The following is a 13517-nucleotide window of genomic DNA, read 5'->3' on the forward strand; positions in this document are numbered from 1 at the left end:
TTCCCCTTTTTTATGCCCCGTTAAGAATTAATCAATATTAGGATACTCTATTTCTTTAGGCGACACCGTATCCGCCACTCTATATTTTACCGATGGCTCAGGCAATTGAGGACTTTTATAGTGACGCTCAGACATTAAGGGGTTGAGTTTAAATCCCTCTGGTTCATAGGAACGGAAAACCAGCAACGCCTTCGGTTTAGAGGCATATTTCGGTGTGATGATGGAATTGGCTTTCCGATGCATATTGGCAGAACGTTCTATATGGTTGAAAGTGGGAACTTCAACCTTCTTCTCTTCTGCTATTTTAGCCTTAAGAGCCTTGTTTGGATGCTTGTAATTATGTGTGGAAATGCCAGGATCCACTATATTTTGGCTTGAAGCATTTGGCGTAATATAGATATACACGACCATCATAGTCGCTGCTAGGGATGTTATTTTTCTCATAGTCTCTATTTATTTAATCATTGCTGATGGCCTTGCGGCATGTATGCAATAAACAAAAAAAATTATTCCAATTCCACTCTGCTATATTTTAGCAAAAACGGTTAAAATAGAACTTGAGAGCCTATTATTTTATACCAGTTTCACTCATTTCTAGATTTTCTTAGGTGATTAGGTTGATATTTAAACCTAATCTTTTGAATTCCTGAAAAAATACCGGAAAAGAGCCTGCAAACAGCATTTGTAATAAAATTTAAAATTTTACAATTTTATGAGTTCAAGTGTAGATTTTTTTGCTCCTTGGCAAATTCGTTGTACCGGAAGGTCGTTGGCATCTTCTCCAAAGGGATCCTCAATTTCTTCTGCGATTACCTCTAAGCTCGCCAGAATATAAAAGATGAACATCACAAATGGAACAACCCACCAATGCAAACTAAAAACATATCCAATAGGCAGGGTTACACAGTAAAGAAATATAAACTTCTTAATAAAGGAACTGTATGAAAGGGGGATGGGGGTGTTCTTGATTCTCTCACATGCTCCACAAATATTGGTAAAAGATTCCAATTCCTGATTCAGGACGAGCATATGCTCGGGTAATATAACCCCTGATTTTTGTAACTTGTAGATGTTGGTAAACAGGTCGTTCGCAATTTGATTAGGTATATGTTCGGAAGAGATAAGTGAAGAACGTTGAAAACTGGCTACAGGGGTAAACTCTTCCTCTTTGAATTGTCCTCTTAGATGATTCTTCAAGGCAAAAGCATAATTAGGAATCATAGCTCGAAAGTAGGATCGAATTTCATGGTCTTCTGCTGGTAAAAATGCGTTGAGTTTTAGGGACAAATTCCGGCTGATATTCATTAGCCCGCCCCATTGTTTGCGACCTTCCCACCAACGGTCATACGCGGTATTGGTTCTAAATACCAATAGCATAGAAATTACAAAGCCTAGAAGACTGTGCATGGAGGATACATTTTTTAAGTCACTAGTATCTTTTAAATTCAAGTATTCTAAAATGAAATAAGCGATAAGGGCCGAATAAAACCCAATACTAATGATGAAGGGTGTAAGTATTCTTAGAGTATCCGCCCTTTTATAATAGAAAATGTATTTGAACCAATCCTTGGGGTTATAATCAATCATTGAATTTTAGTCGGTCAGTGAGTTTGAAAAAGGCCTTGAAACAAAGAGCAGTTAACTGGGCATCTTCTAAGGCATTATGTTGGTCTCCTTCTCTTTCAAAACCGAAATAGGATGCTACTGAACCTAAGCTTAAAGAGCGGGGGACAGATTTTCCATTCTTTTCCAAAATTTGAAAAAACAAATAGGAAACGGTATGTAAATCAATAAGTTTATTGGAAAAAGGCCAACGCATCTTCTCCTGCTTATAGGCATAACGAAGAAAGTTAATATCATTAATTACGCTCTGTCCGCAGATTACGATATTGGAAAGGTTAGGCTTTCCTCCGTTATGTTTTTTTAGCCAGTCTTCAAATTCTGGAATGACATCATAAATCATAGGGGCATCTTCCAGATCTTCTAATGAAAGCCCATGAATTTTTTCGGACCTACTTGAAAAGGATTCTTCATTTTCTGGGTATACATTCGTTAAGTAAGTACCCAACGGATTCCAATTATCATCGAAAAGCTCTGCGCCTAATTGGATTATTTCGTTCCAGCCGGGTTCCGGTCCGGTCATTTCAATGTCGAGAACTAAAAATGCCATGGAGATTAATTTAAGGGTTTTGAATTAAAAATATAGACAATTGGCACGGTCTATGCTTATTTTTGTTGGCAAAAATAGAAAACAATCCATTTTTATACATTTTTAATTTCGATTATTCATCTTCCGATATGGCTATAGATTATCATAACATACCCTCACCGTGCTTTGTATTACAGGAATCTCTTTTACGTAGTAACCTTCAATTGATAGATACTGTACAAAAGTCGGCAGGCTGTAAAATTATATTGGCCCTGAAGGGGTTTTCTATGTATTCGGTTTTTCCTATAGTTAATGAATACCTTTCCGGAGCCACCGCAAGTTCTTTGAATGAGATTAAGTTGATCAATGAGTTTATGGAAAGGCCAGCGCATACCTATATGCCAGCCTATTTGCCTGAAGAGTTTGAGGAAGTGCTAAGACGTAGCAGTCATATCACCTTTAATTCTTTAAGTCAATACGAGAAGTTTAAAGAGGCTATAACACAATTCAGGGAAGTTAATCCGGATCATTCCTTGTCGTTTGGAATACGTATTAATCCACAATATTCAGAGGTGAGCACCGATATGTATAATCCCTGTGTTCCCGGCTCACGCTTAGGTGTGACAAGGGATAAACTACCGGATAGTCTTCCAGAGGGGATAGAGGGCCTACATTTTCATACACTTTGTGAAAATGGATCCGATACCCTGGAACGTACTCTTGAAGCGGTGGAAGATCGCTTTGGAGATTTGTTATATCAGGCCAAGTGGCTGAATATGGGAGGAGGGCATCTGATGACAAGAGATGGTTATGATATTGATAAGTTAATCACTTTAGTAAAAGCCATTCGCCAGAAATATGATTTGGAGGTCATTCTTGAGCCCGGATCCGCTATTGCCTGGCGTACCGGAGACCTATTGACAACAGTTCTGGATGTTATGGACAGTCAAGGAATACAGGTCGCCATTTTGGACACCTCGTTTGCTGCCCACATGCCCGATACCCTTGAAATGCCATATAAACCTTATATTAAAAATGCCTACCAGGAAGCTGTAGTAGGGAAAGAGGTATATAGAATGGGGGGGATGACCTGCCTAGCGGGAGATTTTATTGGTGATTATTCCTTCGATCATCCCTTGAAAGAAGGAGATCAGATCGTCTTTGAGGATATGATGCATTATACCATGGTGAAGACTACAACATTCAATGGTGTGAATCTTCCGTCTATCGGTATGTGGACTAAGGAAAATCAATTTGAACTCATCCGATCCTTTGGTTATGAATCTTTCAAAGATCGTTTGTCTTAAATAATCATTTATCCAGACAGTGAGAGTGGGCAACCGCTCCCCTGTCTGGATCCAAGGTAATTATGCATCTATTCCTAAGGTTGTAGCATAGGAAACAAATTTCTGATATCAGCATCGGAAGGTTGTAAACCATATTCGCAAATTTCAAACACCTCGGCGAACTGCACTTCATTTCCTTTTTGAGTGCCATACCACTTTTGTAAGCACTTTCGACCTTCAATATCGACTGACGCCCGCCTTTTAGTAGCTTCCAGAAGCCATAATTTTCGTTTTTCTGGATCTGTAGGAACTTGGTCTAAAGTTTGACTGGTCCAGGGTAGCCATTCATAAAACTGGGATGTATGCGCATCTAATCCGCTTGCTTTAGCTTGAATTACCGAGCTAATGTCAATGGCAATGTCGGGACGGAAGGGCGTTGGTTTTTGGAATCTATCCTTAAAATAAAGGAAAAGGGGATTCTTCTTTAACGGGGGTACACTACTCAGAATATTGGGTACGATGACCAGGTAGGCCGCATCCTGAACCAAAACTCCAGTATTACGATGGTCAGGATGATAGTCATTGGTTCGAGGAGCAATGACTATATCGGCATTCCATTCCCTAATCTTTCGAATTACTTCCAGACGATTCTCAAGAGTGGGCATTAGTTCCCCATCATGATTATCAATGACATCATAAACAATTCCCATTCTTTTGGCCACTTCTTGTGTTTCACGGAGCCGCCTTCTGGCCAATTCTCCACCTCCCATTTCCTGGTGACCTTTATCGCCGTTTGTCAAGGATACAAATTTAACCTTATGACCCATTTGAGCATATAACAAGGCAAGGCCTCCTGCTCCTAAGTCACAATCATCGGGGTGAGCACCAATCATTAATATTTTTAAGGTAGGCTCCTGAGCTGATACCAGTACCGGTTGCATGAATAGAATTGCCAGTAGGGTAACTTTGAACAGATGATACGTCATAGTGGAAGGATTTATAGAGAACTGGAATAGGATTCTACAACTAATCTAGAGAAAATTTCAGGATTTTCAAGTAGGATGGTCGTATACAATCTGCTGGTAAAATAAAAGTATGGTAATGGGCAAGGATAAAATTATATTTAAAAAATAGGAATATTCTACGTTTGTTAGTGGGAAAAGAGGTTTGAGAGGTAAAAGTTCTACTTTCCTGTTCTTAATCTATCTTTCAAACGTATATATGGTATTTAATTAGGTTTCCATATAAGTAGTCAGAATATTATATGGTTGAGTAGCGAATAATTAAAAAAACTACCTTTCTACTATCTAAAGTTAATTTTTGGTCTAACCTCCAAGACTAGCAAAGAGTTATCTGAACTTCTTAAAATTTTTGTTGAATCAGATGGAAATAGGCACGGAATAATCTGTAACTTTGTATCCCGTAATCATAGAAAAAAAGCAACGTCTCATGGCTTCCAAAGCATTAAAGACCGCTAAGTACATTTTCGTTACGGGCGGTGTTACATCTTCATTAGGTAAAGGTATCATTGCATCCTCCCTGGCAAAACTCCTACAAGCACGAGGTCTATCAGTCACAATTCAAAAATTTGATCCATATCTTAACATTGATCCGGGCACGATGAATCCCTATGAACACGGGGAATGTTACGTGACCGACGATGGAGCGGAAACAGATCTTGATCTTGGCCATTATGAGCGTTTCCTAAACGTGAGCACGTCTCAGGCTAATAATGTCACTACTGGTAGAATTTACCATAATGTTATTACCGCCGAAAGACGTGGTGATTTTCTCGGGAAAACAGTTCAGGTGGTTCCTCATATTACCGACGAGCTGAAGCGCAATATGTTGTTGCTGGGGCAAACGGGAAAATATGATATTGTTATTACAGAAATCGGGGGTTGCGTTGGTGATATAGAGTCTTTACCCTTCCTGGAGGCCGTTCGGCAAATTAAGTTTGAAATGGAACCTAAGGATACGCTGATCATTCACCTTACCCTAATTCCATATCTTAAGTCGGCAGGAGAGTTGAAAACGAAACCTACTCAGCATTCCGTGAGGATGTTACAAGAGGCGGGTATTCAACCCGACATCCTGGTTTGCCGTAGTGAACACCCCATTCCTCATGACATTCGCAGGAAGATTGCTCTTTTCTGTAACGTTCAAGTTAATTCAGTAATTGAAGCCATTGATGCCGATACTATATACGCGGTTCCATTGTTAATGTCTACTGAAAGATTAGATCAGCGGGTTCTGTATATGATGGACATTTATAATGATAAGGATGTTGATCTGGTAGCATGGAAACAATTCCTAAACCGATTAAGAAATCCTAATCATATCATCCGGATCGGTTTGGTTGGTAAATACATTGAGCTTCATGATGCTTATAAATCCATTATAGAATCATTCATACATGCAGGAGCCGCTAATGAATGTAAGGTAGAATTAGAATGGATTCATTCTGAAAGCCTAACTCCTGAAAATGCCATTGAGAAGTTGGTGAATTTAGATGGGGTCTTAGTGGCACCTGGTTTTGGGGAGCGCGGGACTGAAGGTAAAATCACTGCAATACGTTTCGTACGGGAAAACAAGATCCCGTTTTTAGGTATTTGCCTTGGTATGCAAATGGCCGTTATAGAATATGCCAGAAATGTTTTGGGCTGGAGCGATGCTCATTCAGTAGAAATGGACAGAAACACAGAGTACCCCGTTATTCACCTGATGGAAGATCAGAAGGATGTATCCAATAAAGGAGGAACGATGCGTTTAGGGGCCTATCCCTGTAAGTTCAAAAAGGATTCCTTGGGTCATAAGATCTACGGGAAAATTAATATCAGCGAACGCCATCGTCATCGGTACGAATTCAATAATAAGTACATTAAAGAATTTGAAAGTAAAGGCTTATTAGCTTCCGGAATCAATCCTGAAAATCAATTGGTGGAAATGGTAGAACTTGCTAATCACCCGTTTTATGTGGGCGTACAGTTTCATCCGGAACTAAAAAGTACAGTTATGAATCCTCATCCATTGTTTGTAAGTTTTGTAAAAGCAGCACTTACTTTCTCGCAGGATAGGAAGGCTATTTTGTCTTAGTATTATAGCCGTTCAACATGTTTCCAAGCCCGTTAGGGAAAAACTTACTACCTTTGTGGTCCCCTAAAAGGGCTATTGTTTTTAATAATTTAGTTTATAATGGATAAAAATTTTATTATCGGCATGATGCTCATCATGCTGATGTTGTTGGGCTACCAAATGTTAGTTCCTGCTCCGGAGGAGCCTACCCCTATTGAAACGACTCAAACTCAGCAGTCGAGTAAAAATATACAGTCTCTTGCCGTTGCCGATACTACCGCAAGTACACTGGGAGATTCTTCTCAGATTGTATTGGAAGAAAAGGAAATCACTTTTGAAACCAATACATCCCGGATTGTTCTTTCTAACAAAGGTGGACAATTGTCTGAATTAGAACTTAAAAATTATAAAACCTACGATGGCAAGCCCCTATATTTAATTGCCAAAGGACATAATCAGTTTCAGCTGGAGTTGCCAACGGCAAAGGGGACAGTCAATCTTTCCAATCAGTTTTTTACTACTGATGCCCAGGGTGGAGTGGTTGCTCCCGACGACTCTGTGGTAGTAAAATACCGCACGAATCTAGGGGGTAGCGAGTTCGTTGAACAGACTTATGTTATTCATGGGAGTGGATTTGTAATCAATTATGGGATTGCTTCTAATGTAGTATCCGGTAAAAATCCCCTTCAATTTAACTGGCAAAATGATTTGCTACAGTTGGAAAACGATCTGGTGAAGAATCGGGAAGTAGTAACCATGAATTACTATACCGATGATATCAATAGCTTGGGAGCGAGTGCTACGTCCAATGAAGAGGCGCAGGCTGAGGAGCCGGTTAAATGGTTCACCATTAAGCATAAATACTTCCTGGCAGGTTTGATTGCCCATCAGGAGCCGTTGAGTAATCTTGTGGTAAAAGCGGAGGTCAATACCAATGATACTTTGGTAGTGAAAACCATGTCAGCTTCTGCCGATATACCCATGAAGACCTTAAATGCTGGTGGAAATCAGTTTAGCTTTTATTTTGGTCCAAACGATTACCAGATTGTAGGAAAAGTAAATGCCGCACATTTTGATGAAAATGTCTACTTAGGCTATGCTTTCCTTAAGCCCGTGAATGAGTATTTTCTTGTACCATTATTTTTCTTCCTTGAGAAATTCATCAGTAACTATGGACTACTAATCATTAGTCTGGTGCTTATTGTAAAACTATTGCTCACTCCGCTGACTTATAAGTCTTATATCAGCATGGCCAAAATGAAGCTATTGGCTCCAGAGTTAGAGGAAATAAAAGCTAAAAGTGGGGATGATGTAGCCAAGCAGCAACAGGATCAGATGAAACTCTACCAACAAGTAGGGGTGAGCCCACTCAGTGGTTGTATTCCTGTTCTCGCCACGATGCCTATTCTTTTCTCTCTGTTTTTTCTTTTCCCCAATTTAATTGAGTTAAGACAGGAGTCCTTCCTTTGGGCCAATGACCTCTCTACTTATGACTCCTTCATTAAGTTGCCTTTTGCTCTGCCTTTCTATGGCGACCATGTGAGTTTGTTTACCATTATGATGACCCTTTCAAGTATTGGTTATGCATATTATAATAATCAGATGACACCCACACAGCCAGGTCCGGTGAATATGAAGGCCTTAGGATATGTGATGCCGGTAATGTTTATGTTCGTATTGAACTCATTTCCCGCAGGTCTTACTTTTTATTATTTCGTATCCAATATAGTTACCATCATTCAGCAGCTCATCATCAAGCGATTCGTTAATGAGGATAAGATTCGGGCTATCTTAGAGGAAAACCGACGTAAAAATGCCAATGGTGAAAAGAAACAAACCAAGTTTCAAAAGTATTTGGAGAAGTCACTTCAAGCTGCGGATGAGGCTAAAAAGAAGCAGGCAGAGTTGGAAAAACGTAATAAAAAGAAATAAGGTCTTGGCCTTAAGAGGATAACTTCCTAAGTGCCAGTTACCCTGCTATAAGTTCTGCGACCAACAAAAGGTGGGCAATGTTTCATTATGAAACATTGCCCATTTATATATAAGCAATATTGATTAATTTTAGATTTTTAAAAGGCCTTTGGGGTTTTTGCATTTTATTGTAATACTATATCTATAGCACATGAAATTCTTCTTATTAGGGAGTATCTGCCTGTTCATAAATTTAACTTCTACTGCACAGCTCTTCAAACAAAAAGATGATCTGGGCAGGGCCTATCAGGAGGCAGTTCGGGATTATAAAAACGGGCGCTTTGCTGAAACTATGCAGAAGTTAGCGCCCCTTACTTCTGCCAACCAGCCTACCATTTTTTCCGAATACGCACATTATTACTATAGTTTGGCTGCCTATGAAGCGAGAAAATATAAGGAAAGCAGACAGATGTTATTGCAGTTGCTGAGTCGTTATCCTAACTGGAGCAGAAAATATGAAGTTTATTATTTGTTGGGTGCCAACGATCTCGCGCAGGGGAACTGGCAAGCGGCACAGACTAATTTTGATAGAATAAAAGATACATCCTTTCAGAAAGATGTCCAGTCTTTAAAGCAAAATTACTTAAAAAGTGTCCCTGATTATTCTGAGCTACTCAGACTTTATCAGAAATATCCAAAAGATCCGGTGCTAGCCAAGGAGGTAGTGGTTGCTGTGGACCAGAATAGCCGCGCCAGCAAAGCGGACCAAGCACTTGCAAAAAAATTGATGGAAGAATATAAAATTGAGATGCTGAAATCTTCGGAAAAACCGAAAGGAAAACCTTCGACGTCCAATAAAATTTGGGATAAGGAATACTTTGATGTTTCGGTTCTCATGCCTTTTCGGTTAAATGAATTTAATCCCAATCAAAAAAGAAGCAATCAGTTTGCCTACGATTATTATTTAGGGCTACTTCAAGCCAAACGGAAATTGGCCCAGGAGGGAATTACCGTCTTTTTAAATGCCTATGATGTGAATGCTGAACCGGCTCCTATGAAAAGAATTTTGAGAAATGAAGCTTTTCGCATCTCAAATATGGTGATAGGCCCATTGTATCCAAGCACTTTTTCTATAGCTGCCGAATTTGTCGGCAAAGAGCCTATGTTGATGCTCAATCCTTTGTCTACTGATGCCACACTTCTTGATGCTGCGAAAAATTTGTATCTAGCCCATCCATCAATTCAGACGCAGGTACAGGAGGGGGCAACCTTGATGAAAAGGCTGGCAAAGGGCAATAAAGTGGCTATTTATTATGGCCATAGTTCAAAAGACTCTGCAATGGCCTTCGCCTACCGTGAAGTAGCCAGCAAAGAAGGGATGCAAGTAATCGACATGCAGAGATTATCTTCGGATAGAGAAGCAATGGAGTCTATGATTCCATCTTTTGCCTCCCAATCTCCCGATCATATTGCCCTGTTTGGTACTTCTCCTTCCTTTGGAAAACCCTTATTGGCGACTCTCGAAAACAGGTCTCTGGAATCGTTGCCAGTTTTAGGGACGGCTTCGTCTTTTAATATAAGGCAGGTATCATCCACCAAGGCGGCTCGGCAGCTTTATTTGTTAGAATCGGATTTTATAGATAAGGACAAGGAACTAATCCGACAATTTCAACGGGATTATTGGGAGGCCAATAGCACCTTTCCTTCTGTATATGCTTATCAAGGCTACGATCACCTTCTGTTTTTCGGACGGATGATGGGCAAGTATAAGGATCAATATGCACGGGGGCTCACCCTTAAACGCTATGATTCCGATTTAAACGATTACCTTTTAGGGGGCTTCGACTACAGAAGTTCCAACGAAAATCGAATTCCATTTTTGCTGAAATATAATGGCTATAAATGGAATCATATTAGATAATGAAATTACATCGACGTATTAAAATCTTTCTTCATGAATTTTTCGAATAGCAATGCCCTTTTTGAAAAGGCACAAAAATATATTCCAGGAGGCGTAAACTCCCCGGTAAGAGCTTTCAAAGCGGTAGGCGGCTCCCCTGTGTTCATTAAGTCGGCCAAGGGGGCTATGGTGTACGATGAAGATGGTAACTCATTTATAGAGCTTATCAACTCCTGGGGTCCTATGATTCTGGGTCATGGCCACGAACTTATCCAAAAGGCGGTTTCGGACACGCTACAACATTCTTTTTCTTTTGGAGCACCCACACGTCGTGAGGTTGAAATAGCAGAGCTTATCGTTTCTATGGTGCCCTCTGTGGAAAAAGTCCGGATGGTGAATTCAGGAACTGAAGCCACCATGTCGGCCGTGCGCGTAGCCAGGGGGTATACAGGAAGGAGCAAAATGATAAAATTTGAGGGATGTTACCATGGGCACGGGGATAGCTTCCTTATTGCTGCTGGTAGTGGAGCGGTTACTTTTGGTACACCGGACAGCCCCGGAGTTACCAAAGGTGTTGCCAATGACACCCTCACGGCTCCTTATAACAATTTAGAAGCAGTTCAGGAAATTGTGGCCGCAAACAAAGGGGAAATTGCCGCTTTAATTTTGGAACCAGTAGTGGGTAATATGGGATGCGTACTACCGCAGGAAGGATTTCTGGAAGGCTTACGAAAAATTTGTGATCAAGAAGGAATTGTGTTGATTTTCGACGAGGTTATGACAGGTTTCAGGCTAGCCAAAGGTGGGGCTCAGCAACGTTTTGGTGTCATGCCTGACTTAACCACCATGGGTAAAATTATTGGAGGCGGAATGCCAGTAGGGGCCTATGGGGGAAAAGCCGAGATTATGAACTGTGTTTCACCAGCGGGTCCCGTTTATCAGGCCGGTACTCTATCGGGCAATCCCATTGCCATGGCAGCCGGGATGACCATGTTGACCTACCTTAATGAACATCCGGAAGTGTATACAATTTTGGAAAACAAGGGACAAAAACTGGTCAGTGGCTTCAAATCCAGTGCCGAGAAATTAGGACTTAACTATACCATTAATCAGGTAGGGTCCATGTACACCCAATTTTTTACTCAGAAAGCTGTTACCGATTTTCCTTCTGCGAAGTCTTCAAACCTAGAACTTTTTGGCAAATACTTTCACGCCATGCTTAATAAAGGCATATATCTTGGGCCATCCCAATTTGAAAGTATGTTTTTATCAACCGCGCTTACCGATGAAATGATTTCTACTGTAATTTCGGCAAATGAGGAGTCGCTGAAGGAAATTCACAATTTATAACATGTTATGAGTCGCAGCCCCAAATATTCTATCATTATTCCGGTTTATAATCGCCCCGATGAATTGCGTGAATTATTGGAATGCTTGCTGCACCAAACCTATAAAGATTTCGAGGTCGTCATTGTCGAAGATGGATCTTCGATACGAGCCGACGAGGTGGTTCGAAAATTTCATCCTTACCTGCTTATTAGTTACTTTTTTAAGGCTAATGGCGGGCAGGGATTTGCCCGAAATCATGGATTTGAAAGGGCGAAAGGAAGCTATTTCATACTTTTTGATTCAGATGCTCTGATTGAGCCCGATTACATGGAGCGCGTCGACCATCGGTTGAGCACTGCATATTTGGATTTTTATGGAGGCCCCGATACAGATCATCCTTCCTTTTCCAATATCCAGAAAGCCATAAGCTATTCTATGACTTCCGTATTTACGACAGGTGGTATAAGGGGCAAAACGAATAATTTGGGAGGAGCTTTTCATCCACGAAGTTTTAATATGGGGCTTTCGCGAGAAGTTTGGGAAAAAACAGGAGGCTTTTTAACCAGTAGAATGGGAGAAGATATCATATTTAGTATCCGTGCATTAGAATTAGGGTTTAAGTCGGCCCTGCTTCCTGAGGCATTTATTTACCATAAACGGCGCACTGGTTTTATCCCATTTTTTAAACAGCTCCGGTTTTTTGGGAGGGCTAGAATCAATATTGCACGGTATTATCCGAAGGAGCTGAAGCTGGTACACACCTTTCCCATGTTATTTACGATTGGGTTGGCCGGTCTGCCACTGTATTTTATCCTCAATACAAATTTGGGATTTCTGGCTTTGGCAAGTTATCTGCTCTATTTATCTCTGATCTTTGTCGATGCTCGGCGACAGACTGGTTCCTGGGCAGTGGCGGGGTTGAGTGTTCAGGCAGCTTTAGTGCAACTGACCGGATACGGCATTGGCTTTATTAAGGAGGGGTGGAAACGTATTTGGGAAAAGCGCTCGCACCGGGAAACGGGAGCAACCATAGAATATCCCTCCTAGTTTATGGAGGGATATTCTATGGTGTTTATAATTTCCTACAGAAATAGATTATTTCCTCACCTGGCAATGCATATCTTTTAAGCTCGTCAGGGCTTAGGGTATCATGAACAAAATGATCCTCGACCACAGTGAATCCTCCCTTTCTTAATTCGTCGCCATAGTTCTGGCCGAATAAACGGAGATGGTCATTCTGAAGAAATATCCTTTCTCTTTCTTTTGGGTCGGTAATGGAGGGGTCTTCGAAGGTCGTGGGGAACTTCATATTTTGAGGAGACTGGATTAATGCGTAACCTCCGGGTTTTAATACACGGTATATTTCACTCATGGCTTTGATATAATCCTCTACATGCTCCATGACGTGATTGCAGAATGCTACATCGAAGGTATTTTCTTCAAATGGTATTTGGTGAATATCCATCTTTACCTTGGCTAATGGCGACTCAATGTCCCCTGTAATATAATCCAGATTCTTCATATGTTCGAACCTATCGATGAAGCAGTACTCAGGGGCCACATGGAGGACTTTCAAGGGGGCAGAATAAAAGTTCGTTTTCCGACGAAGGTAAAGTGCCATAAGTCGATGCCGCTCCAGGGAAAGGCAATGAGGACATAATGCATTTTCTCTACTCGACGTATTGCGCCCATATGGGAGAAATTTCCTGTAATGGTGATTACATACGGGGCATTCAACCTTGTTTCCCAGGTAAAATATGCTTAATATACGAGCCGCCCAATGTCCGACTAATTGTAAATATGGGCGGGGAATATATCTTAAAACAAAACTGAAGATTGCCTTCATGGCAGTGATTTATTAAAAATA

11 protein-coding genes are annotated in these 13517 nt (G+C 40.7%); 6 read left to right on the plus strand and 5 right to left on the minus strand.

All coding sequences use genetic code 11. The features are described 5' to 3' along the window. Positions 1–27: 27 nt before the first annotated feature. The 3 genes from X939_RS0101735 to X939_RS0101745 all read right to left on the minus strand — a co-directional run bounded on the left by X939_RS0101735 (position 28) and on the right by X939_RS0101745 (position 2170). The gene (locus X939_RS0101735) at positions 28–444 is read right to left on the minus strand and encodes a hypothetical protein (protein ID WP_025761539.1); all 417 of its coding nucleotides are present in this window, start codon (positions 442–444) and stop codon (positions 28–30) included. A gap of 258 nt (positions 445–702) precedes the next feature. Beyond that, positions 703–1587 carry a bestrophin family protein gene (locus X939_RS0101740; protein ID WP_025761540.1) on the minus strand — a complete coding sequence of 295 codons (885 nt, stop codon included), beginning with the start codon at positions 1585–1587 and terminating at the stop codon, positions 703–705. Beyond that, complete coding sequence (locus tag X939_RS0101745) at positions 1580–2170, minus strand: 3'-5' exonuclease (RefSeq protein WP_025761541.1); 591 nt, start codon at positions 2168–2170, stop codon at positions 1580–1582. The genes X939_RS0101740 and X939_RS0101745 overlap by 8 nt, the downstream gene beginning before the upstream one ends. 128 nt (positions 2171–2298) lie before the next feature. Here X939_RS0101745 and nspC point away from each other — a divergent pair, with 128 nt between their 5' ends. Continuing rightward, entirely contained in the window at positions 2299–3456 is a 1158-nt protein-coding gene (gene nspC / locus X939_RS0101750) for a carboxynorspermidine decarboxylase (RefSeq protein WP_025761543.1), read from the plus strand. A gap of 74 nt (positions 3457–3530) precedes the next feature. On the opposite strand, the gene X939_RS0101755 is transcribed toward nspC, so the two are convergent. Next, entirely contained in the window at positions 3531–4421 is an 891-nt protein-coding gene (locus X939_RS0101755; protein ID WP_084299277.1) for a PIG-L deacetylase family protein, read from the minus strand. A gap of 463 nt (positions 4422–4884) precedes the next feature. On the opposite strand from X939_RS0101755, the gene pyrG reads away from it, so the two are divergent. The 5 genes from pyrG (at position 4885) to X939_RS0101780 (ending at position 12697) form a co-directional block, all read left to right on the plus strand. Further along, entirely contained in the window at positions 4885–6531 is a 1647-nt protein-coding gene (gene pyrG, locus X939_RS0101760; RefSeq protein WP_025761545.1) for a CTP synthase, read from the plus strand. Positions 6532–6630: 99 nt separating this feature from the next. After that, on the plus strand, positions 6631–8442 hold the full coding sequence (gene yidC, locus X939_RS0101765) for a membrane protein insertase YidC (RefSeq protein ID WP_025761546.1): 1812 nt from the start codon (positions 6631–6633) through the stop codon (positions 8440–8442). A gap of 190 nt (positions 8443–8632) precedes the next feature. Further along, positions 8633–10342, plus strand: coding sequence for an ABC transporter substrate-binding protein (locus X939_RS0101770; protein ID WP_025761547.1), 1710 nt, complete (start codon positions 8633–8635; stop codon positions 10340–10342). 33 nt (positions 10343–10375) lie between these two features. Next, entirely contained in the window at positions 10376–11671 is a 1296-nt protein-coding gene (gene hemL / locus X939_RS0101775) for a glutamate-1-semialdehyde 2,1-aminomutase (RefSeq protein ID WP_025761548.1), read from the plus strand. A gap of 6 nt (positions 11672–11677) precedes the next feature. Beyond that, a complete protein-coding gene (locus tag X939_RS0101780) occupies positions 11678–12697 on the plus strand; it encodes a glycosyltransferase family 2 protein (RefSeq protein ID WP_025761549.1) in 1020 nt (339 codons plus the stop codon). A gap of 25 nt (positions 12698–12722) precedes the next feature. Here X939_RS0101780 and X939_RS0101785 read toward each other — a convergent pair whose 3' ends face one another. Further along, on the minus strand, positions 12723–13496 hold the full coding sequence (locus tag X939_RS0101785; RefSeq protein WP_025761550.1) for a class I SAM-dependent methyltransferase: 774 nt from the start codon (positions 13494–13496) through the stop codon (positions 12723–12725). Positions 13497–13517: the final 21 nt, after the last annotated feature.

It is taken from the genome of Dyadobacter tibetensis Y620-1 (assembly GCF_000566685.1).
Taxonomy (GTDB): Bacteria; Bacteroidota; Bacteroidia; order Cytophagales; family Spirosomataceae; genus Dyadobacter; species Dyadobacter tibetensis.